The sequence below is a fragment of the Hydrogenophaga sp. ANAO-22 genome, assembly GCF_042466645.1.
Taxonomy (GTDB): Bacteria; Pseudomonadota; Gammaproteobacteria; order Burkholderiales; family Burkholderiaceae_C; genus Hydrogenophaga.
This window is the reverse complement of sequence record NZ_CP159956.1, coordinates 5,144,779-5,161,345: the sequence shown is the minus strand read 5'-3', so window position 1 is coordinate 5,161,345 and position 16,567 is coordinate 5,144,779. Positions and strand designations below refer to the sequence as shown.

Here is a 16,567-nt window from a genome sequence, read left to right as displayed (position 1 = left end):
TCTCGAAGCCTCGTTCAGCCGCCCGCGATGCGCTGCGCCAGCCGCCAGACGGCCAGGCGGTGGCCGGCCGCCAGGGCGTCGGGCGAGCCGTCGGCCAGCGGGACCTCGATGTCGGCCTGACCCAGCGTGGGCGGCGTGGCGCCGCCGCGCAGGTCGGTGAGCCACCAGCGGGCCTGCAGGCGCAGGGTGCGCCGGCCGCTGTCGGCCATCAGCGAATCGATCTCGACGCGCAGCTGCCGCGTCACGTTCGCCCCCGAGGGCGCGGGCGCGCGCCAGACCAGGCCCTCCCCCCGCAGCAGGGCCAGGTCGGCCACCAGGCGGCGCGGCACGCTCTCGCGCAGCGGCTCGGCCCAGCGGTGCCCGGGCAGCGGCAGCAGGGACGACGCGCCGCTGGAGACCATCAGCACGTCCCGGTCCAGGGAGCCGGGCAGGCGCACCAGGCCGGAGACCTCCCACACCGCGCCATCGCCCGGCCGGGGCGCCGGCCGGGGCTCCGGGGGCTCCGCGCGCAGCTCGTACCAGCGCGTGGGCGGCGCATCGGTGCCGGCGCAGCCGGCGGCGAACACCACGGGCGCCAGGCCCAGGGCGGCGAGCAGGCCGCGTCGGTTCATGGCTGGGCGGTTCATTCGTTGACCTTTCTGCCCCGCAGGAGCGCATCGGGTTGTTGTTCCAGGGCTTCGGCCAGGTCGCGCAGCGCGCGGGCGGCGCGCGAGAGGTCGTCCAGCGCGCGGTCGGCCCCCACCATCAGCTGCGAATCGCCCGCGGTGGCCTCGCGCAGCGCGCCCGCGGTGCGGCTCACCTCGTTGGCCGCGCGCTGCAGGTTCTGCACCAGGGGCGCGTCGGGCGCCAGCAGGTCGGACACGCGCTCGGACGTGCGGCCAAAACCGACGGCGCTCTCGTTCACCGATTTGGCCGCCTTCTCCATGCCGTCCATCGCGGTGCGGGTGGACACGAGCGAGCGCTGCAACTCGTTGGCCAGCGGGTCCAGGCGCTTGTCGAGCCGCTCGGACACGCGCTTGAAGGTCGCGGTGATCTCGGCCAGGTCGCTCAGGGCCTGGTTGAGCTGAGGCCCCGAGATCACGGCGCGGGCCGAAGCCGCGATCGCCGCCAGGTCGTCGGTGATCTTGCGCAGGTCGATGCCTTCGAGCTGGTCGCGGAAGGTCTGGATCGCCGTGGGCGCGGTCGGGATTTCGGTCAGGCCGCGCCGCGTGCCATGCGTGCTGGCCACGCGCTTGGGGCGCAGATCCAGGTCCACATAGAGCAGGCCGGTGAGCAGGCTTTGCATCGAGAGCTGCGCGCTCATGCCCCGCTCCACCAGCGCGGGCAGCGCCAGTTCGGAATCGGAGGCCGCATCGCCGTGCTTGCCATCGAGCCCGCGCAGGGCATCGCTGTCGAGCGAGGCCACCACCGGGATGGAGAAGGCGTCGGTCTCGCGGTTGTAGGACACCTCGATGGACTCCACGCTGCCCACGCGCACGCCACGGAACACCACCGGCGCGCCGACCTGCAGGCCGTAGACGGAGCCGCTGAAGTACATCACGGTGCGCTCCTTGCGTGTGAAGTAGCTGCTGCCGGCCAGCGTGATGATGGCCACCGCGATGAGTGCGAGGCCGGCCACCACGAAGGTGCCGATGAGGGTGGGATTGGCCTTGCGCTTCATGATGGGGTTTCCTCTTTGACGGGGGCGGCGGCACCGCGGCGCAGGAAGCGCTGGACCTCCTCCGGGCCGTCCTGCCGCAATGCCTTGGGCGGGCCGAGCGCCGTCATGGTCTTGCTTTGCGCGTCCAGGAACAGCAGGCGGTCGGCCAGCGCGAAGATGCTCTCGAGTTCGTGGCTGACCATCACCACCGTGGTGCCCAGGTCGTCCCGCAGGTGCATGATCAGTTCGTCCAGGTGGGCGGAGGTCAGCGGGTCCAGGCCGGCGGAGGGCTCGTCCAGGAACAGCAGCTGCGGATTCAGCGCCAGGGCGCGCGCGATGGCGGCGCGCTTGCGCATGCCGCCGCTCAGCGTGGCGGGCTCGGCCTCGAAACTGCCCGCCAGCCCCACGAGCGCGAGCTTGAAGCGCGCCTCCTGCTCGCGGCGTTCGGGCTCCATGTCGGTCAGCACCTGCATGGGCAGCATCACGTTCTCGCCCACGGTCATGCTGCTCCACAGCGCGCCGGCCTGGAACATCACGCCGAAGGAGCGCAGCAGCGCGGCCTTCTCCTTGTCGTCGACCGCGTACAGGTCCCGCGCACCGTAGAGCACCCGGCCCTTGGCGGGCACCTGCAGGCCGATGAGGTGGCGCAGCAGCGTGCTCTTGCCGCAGCCGCTGCCGCCGGCCAGGGCCAGCACCTCGCCAGGCGCGATCTCGAAATTCAGGTCGCGCTGGATCACGTTGCTGCCGAAGGCCATGGTCAGGTTCTCCACGCGCACCAGCGGTTCCGCACCGGGCTGGGGCGGGGCGGGTTGGGCGTGCAGGTGTTCGTTCATCTAGAAGTCCAGGCGTTGAAACACCACGGTGAGCGCGGAGGCCACCACCACGATCCACACGATGGCCTGCACCACCGACGCCGTCGTCGCGTCGCCCACGGCCTGCGCGCTGCGCCCCGCCGCCATGCCCTGCAGGCAACCCGCGAGCGCCACCAGCACCGAGTACGTGGTGCCCTTGATCAGCCCCACCACCACGTGCGGCAGCGTGATGGCCTGGGCGCTGGCGTACACGTACTCCAGCGGTGTGACGCCATAGATGCCCACCGCCACCAGCCAGCCCACGGTCATGCCCACCAGCGCGCCGAAGGCGGTCAGCATGGGCCCGACGATGAGCAGCGCCAGCACGCGAGGCAGCACCAGGAAGTCCACCGGGTTCACGCCCATGGTGGCCAGCGCGTCCACCTCTTCGTTGGCGCGCATGCTGCCGATCTGCGCCGCGAAGGCCGCGCCCACGCGACCGGCCAGCACGATGCCCACCAGCAGGGCCGCGACCTCGCGCACCACGCCCACCGTCACGAGGTCGGCGATGTAGTTCTGCGCACCGAAGCGCTGCAGCTGGGCCGCGCCCATGTAAGCCACGATGAGACCGACCAGGAAACACACCAGCGCCACGATGGGCAGGCTGCGCGGCCCCGTCTGTTCGATCTGCCACGCGAGGTCGGAGGCGCGCATGTCGCTGCGCCCGCGCAGCCAGCGGCCCAGGGACAGCAGCACCTCGCCGAAGAAGGTCAGCGTCTTGCGGCGCAGGGCCCACCAGGCCGTGACGCGCGCACCCAGGCGGGCCACGCGGCCGCGTGCGGCGGCCGGGGCCGCCGCGGCGGGGGGCGGGGTGTCCAGCGCGAGCGCCAGAATCTGCTGGAGGCCTTCGGGCAGGGCCTGCAGGTCGACATCCGCGCCGCGACGCGCGAAGGGTTCGATCTGATGCCACAGCGCGGAAGCCAGGGGCGCGTCCCACGAGCGCAGGCCGCCCGCGTGGACGCGCACGGCGCCCACGACCTCGGTGGCCGGAAGCTCGGGGAGAGGGGCGCTGTGTTCGCGCCAGGCGCCGCTGAGTTCCAACACCCAGTCGTCACCTTGTGAGAGCCAGCGTGCATCCGGGGCATGCGTCTCGTCATTCACCTCCATCGTGTCCGACACGGCATCTCCGCTCGGGGCATCGCGCATGGAAGAACCCATTCAGATTCGGAATCTGGATTCTATCGACCGACCTGCGGGCTGGCCGCCGCCGCCCTGTAGGACAAGGCCGCGTCATCGGGCCGAAACCGAACGATGCGGCCCATGCTGCGTTCCAATGAAGCGTGGACGCTCAGACCAACCCTCCCCCATCGAAGAGGCGACGCCCTCGAACCCTCTGGATCGCCGGTGGCGTGCTCGCCGTGCTCGGTCTGGGCGTGGCATGGGGCGAATACAGCGGCTGGCCCGTGCTGCGCCAACCCATCGAGAACGCCGCCACGCGCGGCGTCGGCGTGCCGGTGCAGATGCAGGGCCAGGTGCGCACGCACCTGCTGTGGCGGCCCCGGCTGGAGGTGGAGCACCTGCGCATCGCCTCGGACGCGCGCTTCGGCGCCCCCCATCTGCTCGATGCGCGCCACATCACCCTGGTCTGGCACTGGGGCGACATCTGGCGCTGGCAGCGCGGGGACCGCCTGCTGCAGCGGCTGCAGGCGGATCAACTCGACGCGCACCTGATGCGCATCGCCGGTGGCGACGCCAACTGGCAGCTGGGCAACAAGGACGACAAGCCTCGCGCCGAAGAGAACAGCGATCCGCTGGGTGGCCTGCCGCGCTTCGGTTCGCTCGTGATCGGCCAGGGCCAGGTCGCCTGGAAGGATGCGGTGCAGGACGTCGATCTGGCCATCGGCGTGAAAGGCAGCGAAGGCGAGGCCGTGACCGGCCCCGCCTCGGGTTATGAAGCCACCTTCAAGGGCCGCTACCGCACCATGCCCATGGACCTGCAGGTGCGCGCGGGCAGCACCCTGCCCTTGCTGCAGGACCCCGAGGTCGCGCCCGATGCGCAGTGGGTGCCGGTGCGCGTGGCGGGCACGGTGGCCTCGGCCAGGCTGCTGTTCGACGGCCAGGCCGCCGCCTTGCTGGGCACACCCCGGCTCGATGGCGCGCTGTCGTTCCAGGGCCGCTCGCTGGCCGAGGTGGGCCGCCCGCTGGGCATCACCCTGCCGCAGACCCCGCCCTTCGACCTGCGCGGCCGGCTCTCGCAAGCCGACGGCGTGTGGCGCCTGCAGGCCTCGCGCGCCACCATCGGCAGCAGCCGCCTCGCGGGCGACCTGCGTTTTCACCAGCTCACCAGCCCGCGCCGCCTCACGGGCGAACTCACCGGCCCCAAGCTCGCGTTCGCCGACCTGGGGCCGGCCATCGGTGGCGAAGGCGGCACCGCCAAGGCGCCACCGCAGCAGCAAGCCCAGGGCCGCGTGCTGCCGCAGCGCCGCTTCGACCTGCCCTCGCTGAAAGTGATGGACGCCGACGTGAACGTGGCCATCGATGAAGTGGACTTCGGCACCGACGCCATGGCGCCCCTGAAGGGACTCAAGACCCGCATCCACCTCGACGCGGGCGTGCTGCGCCTGGACGACTTGCAGGCCTCGGTGTCGGGCGGCCAGTTCAAGGGCATGACCCAGCTCGACGCCAACGCGCAACCCGCGAAATGGCAGGCGCGGCTGGACGTCGCCGGCGTGGACATCGCGGGCTGGATGCGCGGGATGCGCAAGGACGCCGCGCCCCCGCCCCCTCGGCCAACGCCACCAAGGCCCTGAAGAAGGAACGTGAACAGGCGCGCCAGGGCGGCGAACAGGCGGTGCGTTCCTACGTCACCGGCGTGCTGTCCGCCAAGCTGGACGTGCGCGGCGCGGGCAACTCCACGGCCGACATCCTGGGCTCGCTGAACGGCCCGGTCGATCTGACGCTGCGCGACGGCACCATCTCCCACCTGGCCACCGAGGCCATGGGCCTGGACCTGGCGCAGGCCCTGGGCGTGCTGATCCGGGGCGACCACCCGCTGCCCCTGAACTGCGCGCGCTTCGACATGGTGGCGCGCAACGGCGTGCTCGAACCCCGGCTGGCGGTGATCGACAACCGCGACAGCACCGTGCGCATCGACGGCCACGTCAACCTGCGCGACGAGTCGATGGCCCTGCGCCTGGTCGCCAAGCCCAAGGACTGGTCGCCGCTCTCGCTGCGCACGCCCATCACCGTCACCGGCACGCTGGGCAACCCCGATGTGGGCATCGAGGGCCGGCGCCTGGCGGGCCGGGTGCTCGGTGCCCTCGCGCTGGGCGTGGCGGCGGGCCCGGCGGCCGCGGTGATCCCCTTGATCGAGCAGGGCGACAAGACCGGGGGCGACCCCTGCGTGCTGGTGGCCACCGCGCCCGCACCGGCCAAAAAACCCTGACACATGCCGGGGGCACAATGGCCGGATGTCGACGCAGCCCAACCCCATTCCCGCGCGCCTGCTGAACAGCGCCTCCAATTTCCGCGACCTCGGCGGCCACGCCGGCCTGGACGGGCGGCGCGTGCGCCAGCGCCGCGTCTACCGCTCCGACCACCTCGCGGGCCTCACGCCCGAAGACCGGGCCACGCTGCAAGGCCTGGGCGTCACGCACCGCATCGACTTCCGTGGCGTGGCCGAAAGCGCCACCCTGCCCTCCGAGGTCGACGGCCTGACCACGCTGGCGCTGTCCATCGAACCCACCGTGGTGCACCGCGTGCAGGAACTGCTCGCGGCCCGGCAGGTGCCCACCGAGGCCGAGACCGTGGCGCTGATGTGCCAGACCTACCGGGGCTTCGCGCGCGAAGGCGCGCCGGTGTACGCGCGCTTCTTCCGCCACCTGCTCGACCAGCCCACGCCGCTGGTGTTCCACTGCACCGCCGGCAAGGACCGCACCGGCTTCGCGGCCGCGCTGCTGCTCAGCGCGCTGGGCGTTTCGCGCGACGACATCGTGCAGGACTACCTGCTCACCAACCACCTCTACGTGCGCAGCCCGCTGGTGGAAGCGCGTGGCCCGGCGCATGTGATGGACGTGCTCTGGAGCGTGCAGCCCGCTTTTCTCGACGCGGCCTTCACCACCATCGAGCAGGAGTTCGGCGGCCTGCCCCGTTACCTCGAAGGCCCCATGGGATTGGACGCGAAGGCGCTCGAACGCCTGCGCGCCTCGCTGCTGGAGGCCTGAGCCCTCGCAGCTCAGCGCCGCAAGCGAAAGCCGCGCAGCGCCGCCCAAGCCAGCCCTGCGAACACCAGCAGCACCACGGCCTGCGTGATCGCAAACGGCGGCTCGGATTGGGTGGGCGCCAGCTGCGCCAGGGGCGGCGTCTTCACGAACAGCTGCACCACCAGCACGAACACGTTGAGGTAGACCGCCACCACGGCCGTCAGCACATAGGTGCCGCGCCACCTGCCGGCCATCTGCTTGGCGTAGCGCGCCACCAGGCACACCGCCAGCACCACGAGCGAGATGACCCCCACCGCGTGGGCGGGCGTGATCTGCGTGGCCGGGAAAAAGAAGCCGGTCACGCTGGTGAGCACGGTGGTCAGGAGAAACAGGGCGGTCCAGCCATCGAGCCGGGCGCCGCCCATGAGGCCCCCGATGACCACGAGCCCGGCGACGATGCCGAGCACGCTGATGAGGACATGGATGAGGGTGAACATCGACAGGTCAAACATCTCGGTGGTCCTTTCAGGTTGCTGGACTTAGACGCCGTGCGACTCTAGCGCGGTTTGCAAAAAATGGCAGCCAAATTCATGAGCCTGGACGCCACCCCTTCAAAAATGTGAAAACACCTTCTTTGATGGTCACCCATTTGTTCCCAGAGGCACGTCAAATCAATTGCTGCCATCCCGTTTTCGCTTAGCATCGTTCCGCGCTCGCTATTGATACCCCGGAAAGCCAAAGACAAGAGGCACATCAATGAAACCCATCTCACTGAAACAATGTCTCACGGCAACCGTGATCGCAATGGTCATTTGGCCCACTGCTTCTTCGGCCTTTCAAATTCTCCCTCGCATCAGCGATGTGGACCGCAAGCTAGCCAATCTTGGTGGAAATCAATTCGTTGATGGTTTAGGCCAATGGCTGGTGGGCAACGCGCTCCCCATGATCAAGAGCCCGGTTCACGAAGCAATCACCTTGAATGCCCTGGACTGCGCGGCGGCGGCGGGGGCCGAGTCGTCCTGTCTGACCACGGAGGGGGTTCGCGTCAATCAGGTGCTGCTCTATGGCGTTCGATGGCCGGACGACCCGCCTTTCGCTCTGAATCGCGCCTCACCACCGCGGATCGCCGACTGCGACCCCAAAGTGACCCTGCGCTCAACAGCTCAGCCCAAATGCTGGAAAGGCCTCTTTTCGGATGCGGATAAAACCGCCAAACAACGAATGGCCAAAAAACCCGGAGAACCCGCATTTGGCCCTGGCGACTATCTGCTCTACCGGTCGCACTTTGGCGACTTGCAATTTTTTCACTCAATGGCTGCCCACGATGGTGAGCGCGCCGCAGATACCTTGATTCGCATGAAGATGTGGGCCGAATTCCTGTGGGGACTCGGATCAAAGAGCATCCCGGCAGGCCGCTTCATCCGGACCCTCGATGTGGCACAACTGGATGTCTATTTCCCTGGCGACATCACCGCCACGAACTTGTTCGCGACCGGCATCGTTGAAGTGCGAAAAGAACTGGACAAGGTCGCCATGGGCGCGCTTTTGCACATGGTTCAGGACAGCTTCTCGCAAGCTCACACGGGCAGAAACCCGGAGACCGGTGCGGCTTGTGAAGCATTCGGCAGATTTCCGCAACCGGGCACGATCGCCCAGTTCTACAGCTACGCCGGTCAAATCGGCAGCTTGCACGATCACGAAGACACGTTTGACTCATTGGCGATCCACACCTTGCAAATCAGTCCGAGTGTCGTGGAGGTCAGTCGCGCCTTCTTGACGCTGTGGAAAGAAGGGGCGCCATGGAGCGAGGCGGAAAAGTACTTCAACTGTGCATTCACCCTCCAGGACCCAGAGGCCAGGGCCGGCGCCGGCCCATTCGTCAACTGATCAAGCAAACACGGGGCCAGTTCCACAAGCACGATCTTGGTGAGGGTCTGAGTGAGGCATCTACAATTCGCGCCCCCAAGCCTCTCCCTCTGCCTGACCCATGCACCTCACCGTCAACCCGGAACTCAAAGCCTACATCGACCCCCTCACGCCCGACGAGCACGATGCGCTGGAGCGCAGCATCCTCGCCGAAGGCTGCCGCGATGCGCTGGTGCTGTGGGGCGACGTGCTGGTGGACGGCCACAACCGCTACGGCATCTGCCAGAAACACGGCCTGCCCTTCCAGACCGTACAGAACCCGCGCTTCCAGACCCTGGAGGACGTGCACCTGTGGATGATCGACCAGCACCTGGGCCGGCGCAGCGTGTCGGACTTCCAGCGCGGCGTGCTGGCCCTGCGCAAGCGCGAGATCCTGGCCGAGCGGCGCACGCGCATCCTGGCGACCTCGCCCTCGCCGGAGGACCTGCCGCCCGATGAGGAAGCCCCCGCGCCCGTGGCCGCGCAAAACCCGGCCGTCGCCGCGCTCGAACCCCGGCCGCTGCACAGCCGCGAAGACATCGCCAAGGCCGCGCGCCTGAGCAGCAGCCAGGTGGTGATGATCGAGAAGATCCAGAAACAGGCCGCGCCCGAGCTCGTGGACGCGCTCAAGGCCGGGGCCGTGTCGCTCAACGCCGCCGCGGCCGTGGCCAGCCTGCCGCCGGAAGAACAGAAGGCCGCCGCCCTGGCCGGCAAGGACGAGCTCAAGCTCGCGGCCAAGCGCGTGCGCGAGGCCCGCCGCAAGCCGCCCGAGGCCGATGCGGACGCGGCCGGCGAAGCGGCCGAGCCAGGCACCGATGAACTCACGGCCCTGCGCCAGAAGGTCGCGGCGCTGCAGGCGGAGAACACCGCGCTGCGCGAGCAGGTGGCCACGTTGCGGGCGCAACTGGAAGAGGCGCCGTCGGCCTGACGGCCCCGCCTCCCGGACCTTCATGGGCACCTCGTCCGGCGATCTGATCAGCCTGGTCCTGGGCACCCTGCGCACGGACCGCGCCGTGACGGCGCGCTTCTCGCTCACGGCGCCGTGGGCGCTGCGCTCCGAAGGCGTGGAAGGCCTGCTGATGCGCGTGTGCACCGGCGAGCCCTACTGGATCCAGATGGACGGGCTGGACGCGGTGCACGTGCAGCCCGGCGACATCGTGATGCTGCCGCAGGGCGGCCCCCACGTCGCCGCCTCCGAGATCGGCCAGGACACCGTGCCGTTCCGCTCGCTGCTGCAGCGGCACATGCGCGGCGCGCACGGCGATCACCCCATCACCTTCGCCCACGGCGGTGGCGGCGCGGCCACCGAGCTCTTTTCGCTGCACCTGTGGATGCCGCAGCACCAGGGCGTCTCATTGCTGTCCTGGCTGCCGCCGCTGATCGTGCTGCGCGCGGCCGAGATCGCCACCACGCGCACCCTGGCGCTGGCCACCCAGGCCATGGTGGACGAGACCATCGAGCAGCGCCCCGGTTGGCAGCTGTCCACCGCGCGCATGGCCGACCTGCTGCTGGTGCACGTGCTGCGCGAGCACCTGCACCATGGCCCCGCTGGCGCCCAGGGCTGGCTCAACGGCGTGCGCGACAAGGCCATTGGCAAGGCCCTGGCGCAGATGCATGCCCACCCGGAGCTGCCGTGGTCGGTGGAGAGCCTGGCCCGCGTGAGCCACCAGTCGCGCTCGGTGTTCAGCGAGCGCTTCGTGGAACTCATGGGCACCACCCCGCTGCGCTACCTCACCTCGGTGCGCATGGGCATCGCGCGCCAGCAGTTCCTCAAAGGTGCGGACGACGTCTGGCGCGTGGCGCAGGGCGTGGGCTATGGCTCGGAGAAGGCGTTTTCCCGCGCGTTCGAGCGCTGGGCCGGGCAGACGCCCAGCCAGTGCATCAAGTCGCGGACGATCGGTGCCCAGATCCGGCGCCCCGAAGGTTGAACACGGGCGGGGCCTGACCAAGAATCGACCGCGTCCGCGTTGGTCTTCTGGTTCCCCCATGAAAAAAGTTCTGATCGTTGGTGCCGGCATTGCCGGCTGTTCCGCCGCCCTGGCGCTCGCGCAGCGCGGCTGGCAGGTCGAGGTGATTGAAAAACAGCCGCAATGGCGCTTCCAGAGTTCGGGCATCTTCGTCTACAGCAACGGCCTGGACCACTTCCGCCAGATCGGCGCGATGCAGGACCTGGTCGAGGCGGGTTTTCCCATCGCCTCCGGCCGCAACGTCTACCTGGACCAGGACGGGCGGCACCTGGTGGACGTGGTCTACCCCAGCCTGGGCACACCGCCCGCGCCCGCCATCCTGGGCATCAAGCGGGCCGAGATGCACCGCGTGCTGTCCGGCCGGCTCGACACGCTGGGGGTGCCGGTGCGCCTGGGCACCACGGTGTTGTCCCTGCGACAGGACGAGGGCGGCGCGCACGTGCGCTTCTCCGATGGCGGTGAGGCGTCCTTCGACCTCGTGGTGGGCGCCGACGGCATCCGCTCGGGCCTGCGCGCGCTGCTCTGGCCCGAGGTGCAGCCCACCTACTCGGGCTTCGGTGTCTGGCGCAGCGTGCACCGGCGCCCGCCCGCGCTGGTGGACAAGATCATGATGATGGGCCTGGGCAAGCGGCTGGGCATCATGCCGATTTCGCCGGAGCGCCTCTACATCTTCGGCACCGTGGCGCAGCCGAAGGACACCTGGTTCGAGCCCGCCCACTGGCCCGAGACCATGCGCGCGAGCTTCACCGAATTCGGCGGGCCGGTGCGCCCCTTCCTCGACGAGATCTCGCCCGACACCGAGGTGCTCTACACCGCGGTGGAAGAGGTGGTGATGCCCCTGCCCTGGCACCAGGGCCGCGTGGTGCTGATCGGCGACGCCGCCCACGCATCGACCCCGTTCATGGGACAAGGCGGCGCCCTCGCGTTGCAGGACGCCGTGGTGCTCGCCCGCCTGCTCGAAGACGGCGCGCCGGTGCCGGCGGCCCTGGCCCGCTTCGGCGAGCGCCGCGCGCCCGTGTGCCGCTTCGTGCAGGAGGCCTCGCACCGCGTGGGCCGCGCCGGTGCCGAGCAGGACCCGGCGCGCCATGCCCAGGCCCTGCAGGCCCTGCCCGCCAGCGCCCAGGCCCACGTGGACGACTTCTACCGCCAGCTTCACACCCTCAGCCATTGAAAGGACTTCCCATGCCCCGACTGTTCCGCCCCCTGGCCCGCACGAGCCGCCGCAGCGTGCTGGCACTGCTCATGGCCAGCGGCACCGCGTTCCCGCTGCTGACCCACGCGCAAGCGCAGGAAGTCACCTACCTGCTGCCCGCGCCGGCCACGCTGCCGGCCTTCGGCCCCTGGATGCTGGCCCAGGCCAAGGGCTACTACGAGCAGGAAGGCCTCAAGGTCAACTTCGTCACCGCGCGCGGCGGCGTGGACGTGGCCAAGCAGATCGGTGCCGGCAACGCCGTCATCGGCGGCGCCATCGGCGACACCCCCATCATCGCCCGCGCCCAGGGCATCCCCGTCAAGGCCGTGGCCGTGCTCGGCGCCGGCTCGCTCACCCAGCTCGTGAGCCACAAGGACGAGAAGATCGAGAGCCCACGCGAACTCAAGGGCAAGACCGTCACCGTCCTGGCCTACACCGACACCACCTACTACGCCCTGCTGGGCATGCTCAGCAAGGTCGGCCTGACCAAGAACGACGTCAACATCCAGGCCGCCGGCCCGGGCGGTGTGTGGCAGCAGTTCGCGGCGAAACGCGCGTCCGCCATGGCCACGGTGCCCGACTGGACGGTGAGCGCGATGGAGGCCGGCGCGCAGGTCGACATCCTGCCGGCCGACATCTACTTCAAGAGCATGGCCCAGGCCATCCTCGCCTCCGACGAGACCATCGCCAAGAACCCGCAGCTGATCCAGAAGCTGGTGCGCGCCACGCTCAAGGGCATGAAGGACATCATGGCCGACCCCAAGGCCGCCACCGCCGCCTACGTGGCGCACGTGCCGGTGCACAAGGGCAAGGAAGCCAACATCCAGAAGGCTTTCGAGATGTTCAACCAGTACGTGTACGCCGCGCAGAAGGTGCCCGGCACGATGGACGAGGCCCGCCTGGCCGAGCTGCAGAAGTTCTACGTCACCAACGGCGTGGTGCCGCGCGAGACCCCGGTGAAAGAGCTCTACACCAACCAGTTCGTGCCCGGTGGCCGCTAGGGCTCAGTCGATCTTCACGGCGCCCGAGCGGATCAGCCCCCGGTAGTGCTCCAGCCGGTCCTTGATCAGGCTGCGGAATTCCTCGCGGGAGTTGCCCACGGGCTCGTAGCCCATCGCGGCGATCTGCTCGCGCACCTTGGGCAGCTTGATGGCCGCGCGGAAGGCCTCGCTCACGCGATCGAGGATCTCCTTGGGCACACCGGCGGGCGCCACATAGCCCACCCACCCGTCCGTCCGGAAATCGACGCCGAGTTCGGCGAAGGTCGGCACGTTGGGCAGGATGCCCACGCGCTGGCGGGACGTCACCGCGATGGGCTTGATCTTGCCGTCCTGGATGTAGGGCCGCGCCGACTGCCCGGCCAGCATGAACTCGATGGAGCCGCCGGCCAGATCGATCAGCGCCGGCGCCTCCCCACGGTAGGACACGTGCGTGGCCTGGATGCCCAGCTTGTCCGTCAGCACCACGGTGTTGAAGTGGAAGCTGCTGCCGCTGCCGGGTGTGCCGTAGTTCATCTGCCCGGGGTGGGCCTTGGCCTTGGCCACGAGTTCGCGCAGGTCCCCCGTGGCCGAGACGCGCGGGTGCGTGACCAGCACGTTGTACGTGTCCACCGCGATCGTGATGGGCTCGAAGTCCTTCAGGGGGTCGAACTTGTAGGTCTTCTCCGTCAGGGGCTGGAAGATCATCATGCCCGGCACCGTCGCGGCGAGGGTGTAGCCGTCCTTGGGAGCGCGCGACAGCTGCTCCAGGCCGATGCGGCCGTTGGCGCCGGGCCGGTTCTCCAGGATCAGCGGTTGGCCCAGGATGCGGCTGACCTCCTCGGAGAGCGAGCGGCTGACCGCATCGGCCAGGCCCCCTGCGGGGAAGGGAACGATCAGGGTGATGGGCCGCTCGGGCCAGGCGGCCGTGGCCGAACCCGACACCACCAGTGCCACCACCGCCAGCCAGTTTTTCCAGAATTTCACGTCTTGTCTCCTTGGTGCATATCAAAACATCACAACGCGGTCTCGGCCGCCCGCTGACCGAACCGGCGCCATTGCCGGGTCGCTTCCCCGTACTCGCGCTCCAGCTCGTCCACCACCGCCGCCACCGGGCTGATGCGCTTGATGGCGCCCACGCCCTGGCCGGCGGTCCAGGTATCGACCCACTTGCGCTGGGTGAACGAACGGTTGCTGTCGTAATTCCGGGGCGGTGTGGGCGGCAGGTCGTCCGGGTCCAGGCCCGCTGCGCGCAGCGAAGGCTTGAGCCAGCTCGCCGGGGTGCCGGTGATGCCGCTGCTGATGACGAGGTCCTCCGCCGTCGAATCGATCAGCATCTGTTTGTAGGCGGGTGAGGCCATGCTCTCCTGCGTCGGAATGAAGCGCGTGCCCATGTAGACCAGGTCGGCGCCGGCCATGGTGGCGCCCGCCACGCTGTAGCCGTCGGCGATGCCGCCACCGATGACGACGATGCCGTCGAAGAATTCGCGCAGCGCGCGGACGAAGGCGAACGGCGACATCCAGCCTGTGTGCCCGCCCGCGCCCGCGCTGACACAGGCCAGGCCGTCCACGCCCGCGTCGGCCGCCTTCTTGGCCAGGCGCAGGTTGACGACATCGGCCAGCACGATGCCACCGTAGCCGTGCACCACCTCCAGCGCGGGCTTGGGGCTGCCCAGCGCCGTGATGACGATCGGGGGCTGGTGCTTCTCGATCAAGGCCAGGTCCTGCGACAGGCGCGCGTTGGACGAGTGCGTGACGACGTTGGCGGCCCACGGCCCCACGATGGCATCGGGGTGGGCCTGCCGGTGCGCCCTCAGCCCTTCGGTGATGGTGAGCAGCCACGACTCCAGCGTTTCGATGGGGCGCGCGTTCGGCGTGGGGAACGCCCCCACGATGCCGGCCTTGCAGGCTTCGAGCACCAGCTCAGGGCCTGACACGAGGAACATCGGCGCGGCCACCACGGGCAGGCGCAGCGGCGTGCGGTTGAAGAAGGACGTGACGGTGTCTGTTTTCATCATGCAATGCGTTGATCGATGGCGGTGGACGGCGGAGGGTCGATCGCGTCCAGCCCGTCCAGGATGTGTTGAAGGTCCTCGCCCACCCGAGGGAAGCGCGGCGGCGTGCGGCGCCCATGCCAGGGCGCCGCGCCGGGCACCCTGACCAGGGGGCACGGCCCGGCGTCGGGCAGCGCCAGGGTTTCGATCAGATCGAGCCCGTCGCTGTGCTGCGATGCGAGGAAGTGGGGAATGTCGCGGGCCTCGCAGGCCATCACGCCCTGGGGCGCGAGCAGTTGCTCCCACTGCGCCGCGGTCCGGGCTTGCAAGACCACCGCGAGTTCGCGCCGCAGGGCTTCGGCGTTCTGCAGGCGGGAGGCCGGCGTCGAGAAACGCGCGTCCTGCAGCAGCTCCACCCGGCCCAGCAGCGCGAACAGCTTCTCCACGTCGGCCGGTTTCTGCACCGCCACGACCAGGGTGCCTTGCCGGGTCGGGTAGTCCCCGGTGGGCGCGGTGAATTCCGCGTTGCCCACCTTGCCGTCGCTGAGCGCGCTCGAGATGATGCGCGGCGCCAGGAACGCGGCCATGGCGCCCGCGAGCGTCACCTCCAGTTGCTGCCCCATGCCAAAACGGAAGCGGCGAAGCACAGCACTGGCGATGGCCTGGTAGGCGTACAGCCCCGTGATCTGGTCCGCCAGCACCACGTTGCGCGTGCGTTGCGGCATGCCGCTCTCGTCCGCGTTGACGTGCATCCAGCCCGAGTAGGCCTGCGCGACGTGGTCGATGACCGGCCGGTCCCGGAGCTCGCTGTCGCGACCAAAACCGGTGACCGAGCAATAGACCAGCGTGGGCCGGTCCTGGCACAGCTGTTCGGCACCGAGTCCCAGGCGCTCGACCACGCCGGGCCGGTAGCTCTCGACCACCACATCGCAGGTCTGCGCGATGCGCTGCGCGAGGGCGAGTTCGTCCGGGTTCTTGAGATCGAGCTGAATGCTGTGTTTGCCCACGTTGACGGCGATCGCGGCCGGCGCGTGCCCCCGGATCTGGTTGCGGGCGTTTCGGATCCAGTCCCCGCCCGGCGGCTCGACCTTGATCACCTCGGCCCCGTGCGCCGCCATCAGCATGGTGGCGTAGGGGCCCGCGATGCCCTGGGTCAGGTCCAGCACGCGGATGCCGTCCATGGCCAGTGGCGTGGTGTTGTGGCTCATGGGGTGCGCACGATCCAGCGGGACAGGGCATCGGCCACCGCCTGCGGTTGCTCCAATGGCAGAAGGTGCCCCGCGCCCGGGATCTCCACGTACCGGCAGTGCCGGGCCTGGGCGGCCTCTTCGGCCTGCTGCTGGACGGGCACGACCGCATCGTGCGAACCCGCGAGCCACAGCATGGGCACGGACCCATCCAGCAGGTGCGAGCGGTCCTGGCGCTGCAGGGTGGCGCGCACATGGGCCAGGTAGCGCTGGGCGCCGTAGGCCGATGCCAGCTCACGGCGGCGGGCCACGAGGTCGGGCCGCTGGCGGTTGTCCGGGTGGAACGGGGCCACCGACGACGACGCGGTGTCCACGTAGGTCGCGGCGTCGAGCGACTGGATCGCCTGCTGCCGTTTGAGCTTCTGCGCGTCGGAGTCGGCGCGGGCGCTCGACCCCATGAGGCACAGGCCCCGCACCCGCTCGCGCGCTTTTTCGAGCACGCCCAGGGCCACATAGCCGCCGAAGGAATACCCGGCCAGATAGAAGCGCGCCGGTGCCGCGGCCAGCACCGCATCGGCCAGGGCCTCGATGTGCTCCAGCGGTGGCAGGTCCGGGCAATGGCTGCGCAGGTGGGCCGGCAGCGCGGCGCTCACGTCGCGAAAGACGTCGCCGGTGTTGTTCAGACCGGGGATGAAGACGATGTCCATGGTTTT

Annotated in this window: 17 protein-coding genes; 8 read left to right on the top strand and 9 right to left on the bottom strand. The window is 69.5% G+C overall.

All coding sequences use genetic code 11. From position 1 onward, the window contains the following. Nucleotides 1-14: 14 nt before the first annotated feature. The 4 genes from ABSY19_RS25020 to ABSY19_RS25005 are packed head-to-tail and all read right to left on the bottom strand — an operon-like array spanning nucleotide 15 to nucleotide 3,609. A complete protein-coding gene (locus tag ABSY19_RS25020) occupies nucleotides 15-611 on the bottom strand; it encodes a membrane integrity-associated transporter subunit PqiC (protein ID WP_382156882.1) in 597 nt (198 codons plus the stop codon). An 11-nt stretch (nucleotides 612-622) separates the two neighbouring features. Next, nucleotides 623-1,660 carry an MlaD family protein gene (locus tag ABSY19_RS25015; protein ID WP_382156880.1) on the bottom strand — a complete coding sequence of 346 codons (1,038 nt, stop codon included), beginning with the start codon at nucleotides 1,658-1,660 and terminating at the stop codon, nucleotides 623-625. Beyond that, on the bottom strand, nucleotides 1,657-2,472 hold the full coding sequence (locus ABSY19_RS25010) for an ABC transporter ATP-binding protein (protein WP_382156878.1): 816 nt from the start codon (nucleotides 2,470-2,472) through the stop codon (nucleotides 1,657-1,659). The genes ABSY19_RS25015 and ABSY19_RS25010 overlap by 4 nt, the downstream gene beginning before the upstream one ends. Further along, nucleotides 2,473-3,609, bottom strand: a complete 1,137-nt coding sequence (locus ABSY19_RS25005; protein WP_382156876.1) for an MlaE family ABC transporter permease — start codon at nucleotides 3,607-3,609, stop codon at nucleotides 2,473-2,475. A 230-nt stretch (nucleotides 3,610-3,839) separates the two neighbouring features. On the opposite strand from ABSY19_RS25005, the gene ABSY19_RS25000 reads away from it, so the two are divergent. Genes ABSY19_RS25000 through ABSY19_RS24990 form a run of 3 tightly spaced genes read left to right on the top strand, consistent with a single transcriptional unit; the run spans nucleotide 3,840 to nucleotide 6,653 of the window. Beyond that, nucleotides 3,840-5,240 carry an AsmA family protein gene (locus ABSY19_RS25000; RefSeq protein ID WP_382156874.1) on the top strand — a complete coding sequence of 467 codons (1,401 nt, stop codon included), beginning with the start codon at nucleotides 3,840-3,842 and terminating at the stop codon, nucleotides 5,238-5,240. Between the two features lie 41 nt (nucleotides 5,241-5,281). After that, nucleotides 5,282-5,875 (top strand): AsmA-like C-terminal region-containing protein, encoded by a 594-nt coding sequence (locus ABSY19_RS24995; RefSeq protein ID WP_382156872.1) that lies wholly within the window; start codon nucleotides 5,282-5,284, stop codon nucleotides 5,873-5,875. A gap of 25 nt (nucleotides 5,876-5,900) precedes the next feature. After that, nucleotides 5,901-6,653 carry a tyrosine-protein phosphatase gene (locus ABSY19_RS24990; protein WP_382156870.1) on the top strand — a complete coding sequence of 251 codons (753 nt, stop codon included), beginning with the start codon at nucleotides 5,901-5,903 and terminating at the stop codon, nucleotides 6,651-6,653. Nucleotides 6,654-6,664: 11 nt separating this feature from the next. On the opposite strand, the gene ABSY19_RS24985 is transcribed toward ABSY19_RS24990, so the two are convergent. Beyond that, nucleotides 6,665-7,144, bottom strand: a complete 480-nt coding sequence (locus ABSY19_RS24985; protein ID WP_382156868.1) for a hypothetical protein — start codon at nucleotides 7,142-7,144, stop codon at nucleotides 6,665-6,667. A 244-nt stretch (nucleotides 7,145-7,388) separates the two neighbouring features. Between ABSY19_RS24985 and ABSY19_RS24980 the strand changes: the two genes are divergently transcribed. From ABSY19_RS24980 to ABSY19_RS24960, 5 genes are all read left to right on the top strand, one after another. Continuing rightward, nucleotides 7,389-8,519 carry a hypothetical protein gene (locus ABSY19_RS24980; RefSeq protein WP_382156866.1) on the top strand — a complete coding sequence of 377 codons (1,131 nt, stop codon included), beginning with the start codon at nucleotides 7,389-7,391 and terminating at the stop codon, nucleotides 8,517-8,519. Between the two features lie 100 nt (nucleotides 8,520-8,619). After that, nucleotides 8,620-9,465: a plasmid replication/partition related protein gene (locus ABSY19_RS24975; protein WP_382156864.1), complete on the top strand. Its 846-nt coding sequence runs from the start codon at nucleotides 8,620-8,622 to the stop codon at nucleotides 9,463-9,465. 22 nt (nucleotides 9,466-9,487) lie between these two features. After that, nucleotides 9,488-10,465 (top strand): cupin domain-containing protein, encoded by a 978-nt coding sequence (locus ABSY19_RS24970; protein WP_382156862.1) that lies wholly within the window; start codon nucleotides 9,488-9,490, stop codon nucleotides 10,463-10,465. 58 nt (nucleotides 10,466-10,523) lie between these two features. Beyond that, complete coding sequence (locus tag ABSY19_RS24965; protein WP_382156860.1) at nucleotides 10,524-11,675, top strand: FAD-dependent oxidoreductase; 1,152 nt, start codon at nucleotides 10,524-10,526, stop codon at nucleotides 11,673-11,675. Between the two features lie 11 nt (nucleotides 11,676-11,686). Next, a complete protein-coding gene (locus ABSY19_RS24960) occupies nucleotides 11,687-12,697 on the top strand; it encodes an ABC transporter substrate-binding protein (RefSeq protein ID WP_382156858.1) in 1,011 nt (336 codons plus the stop codon). A gap of 3 nt (nucleotides 12,698-12,700) precedes the next feature. Here the strand turns inward: ABSY19_RS24960 and ABSY19_RS24955 are convergent, their stop codons facing one another. From ABSY19_RS24955 to ABSY19_RS24940, 4 genes are read right to left on the bottom strand one after another with little or no spacing between them, the layout of a single operon-like run. Further along, the gene (locus tag ABSY19_RS24955) at nucleotides 12,701-13,660 is read right to left on the bottom strand and encodes a Bug family tripartite tricarboxylate transporter substrate binding protein (RefSeq protein WP_382156856.1); all 960 of its coding nucleotides are present in this window, start codon (nucleotides 13,658-13,660) and stop codon (nucleotides 12,701-12,703) included. Between the two features lie 29 nt (nucleotides 13,661-13,689). After that, nucleotides 13,690-14,691 (bottom strand): NAD(P)H-dependent flavin oxidoreductase, encoded by a 1,002-nt coding sequence (locus tag ABSY19_RS24950; protein ID WP_382156854.1) that lies wholly within the window; start codon nucleotides 14,689-14,691, stop codon nucleotides 13,690-13,692. Further along, complete coding sequence (locus tag ABSY19_RS24945; RefSeq protein ID WP_382156853.1) at nucleotides 14,688-15,875, bottom strand: CaiB/BaiF CoA transferase family protein; 1,188 nt, start codon at nucleotides 15,873-15,875, stop codon at nucleotides 14,688-14,690. Before ABSY19_RS24945 ends, ABSY19_RS24950 begins: the two co-directional genes overlap by 4 nt. Beyond that, on the bottom strand, nucleotides 15,872-16,561 hold the full coding sequence (locus tag ABSY19_RS24940; RefSeq protein WP_382156851.1) for an alpha/beta fold hydrolase: 690 nt from the start codon (nucleotides 16,559-16,561) through the stop codon (nucleotides 15,872-15,874). The genes ABSY19_RS24945 and ABSY19_RS24940 overlap by 4 nt, the downstream gene beginning before the upstream one ends. Between the last annotated feature and the right edge of the window lie 6 nt (nucleotides 16,562-16,567).

What these genes read in the sequence shown, in the direction of transcription:
- ABSY19_RS24965 (WP_382156860.1), top strand. Translation starts at nt 10,524, where the DNA reads ATGAAAAAAGTTCTGATCGTTGGTGCCGGCATTGCCGGCTGTTCCGCC.
- ABSY19_RS25020 (WP_382156882.1), bottom strand. Translation starts at nt 611, where the DNA reads ATGAACCGACGCGGCCTGCTCGCCGCCCTGGGCCTGGCGCCCGTGGTG.
- ABSY19_RS24950 (WP_382156854.1), bottom strand. Translation starts at nt 14,691, where the DNA reads ATGATGAAAACAGACACCGTCACGTCCTTCTTCAACCGCACGCCGCTG.
- ABSY19_RS24985 (WP_382156868.1), bottom strand. Translation starts at nt 7,144, where the DNA reads ATGTTTGACCTGTCGATGTTCACCCTCATCCATGTCCTCATCAGCGTG.
- ABSY19_RS25010 (WP_382156878.1), bottom strand. Translation starts at nt 2,472, where the DNA reads ATGAACGAACACCTGCACGCCCAACCCGCCCCGCCCCAGCCCGGTGCG.
- ABSY19_RS24975 (WP_382156864.1), top strand. Translation starts at nt 8,620, where the DNA reads ATGCACCTCACCGTCAACCCGGAACTCAAAGCCTACATCGACCCCCTC.
- ABSY19_RS24960 (WP_382156858.1), top strand. Translation starts at nt 11,687, where the DNA reads ATGCCCCGACTGTTCCGCCCCCTGGCCCGCACGAGCCGCCGCAGCGTG.
- ABSY19_RS24970 (WP_382156862.1), top strand. Translation starts at nt 9,488, where the DNA reads ATGGGCACCTCGTCCGGCGATCTGATCAGCCTGGTCCTGGGCACCCTG.
- ABSY19_RS24990 (WP_382156870.1), top strand. Translation starts at nt 5,901, where the DNA reads ATGTCGACGCAGCCCAACCCCATTCCCGCGCGCCTGCTGAACAGCGCC.
- ABSY19_RS24940 (WP_382156851.1), bottom strand. Translation starts at nt 16,561, where the DNA reads ATGGACATCGTCTTCATCCCCGGTCTGAACAACACCGGCGACGTCTTT.
- ABSY19_RS25015 (WP_382156880.1), bottom strand. Translation starts at nt 1,660, where the DNA reads ATGAAGCGCAAGGCCAATCCCACCCTCATCGGCACCTTCGTGGTGGCC.
- ABSY19_RS24980 (WP_382156866.1), top strand. Translation starts at nt 7,389, where the DNA reads ATGAAACCCATCTCACTGAAACAATGTCTCACGGCAACCGTGATCGCA.
- ABSY19_RS24945 (WP_382156853.1), bottom strand. Translation starts at nt 15,875, where the DNA reads ATGAGCCACAACACCACGCCACTGGCCATGGACGGCATCCGCGTGCTG.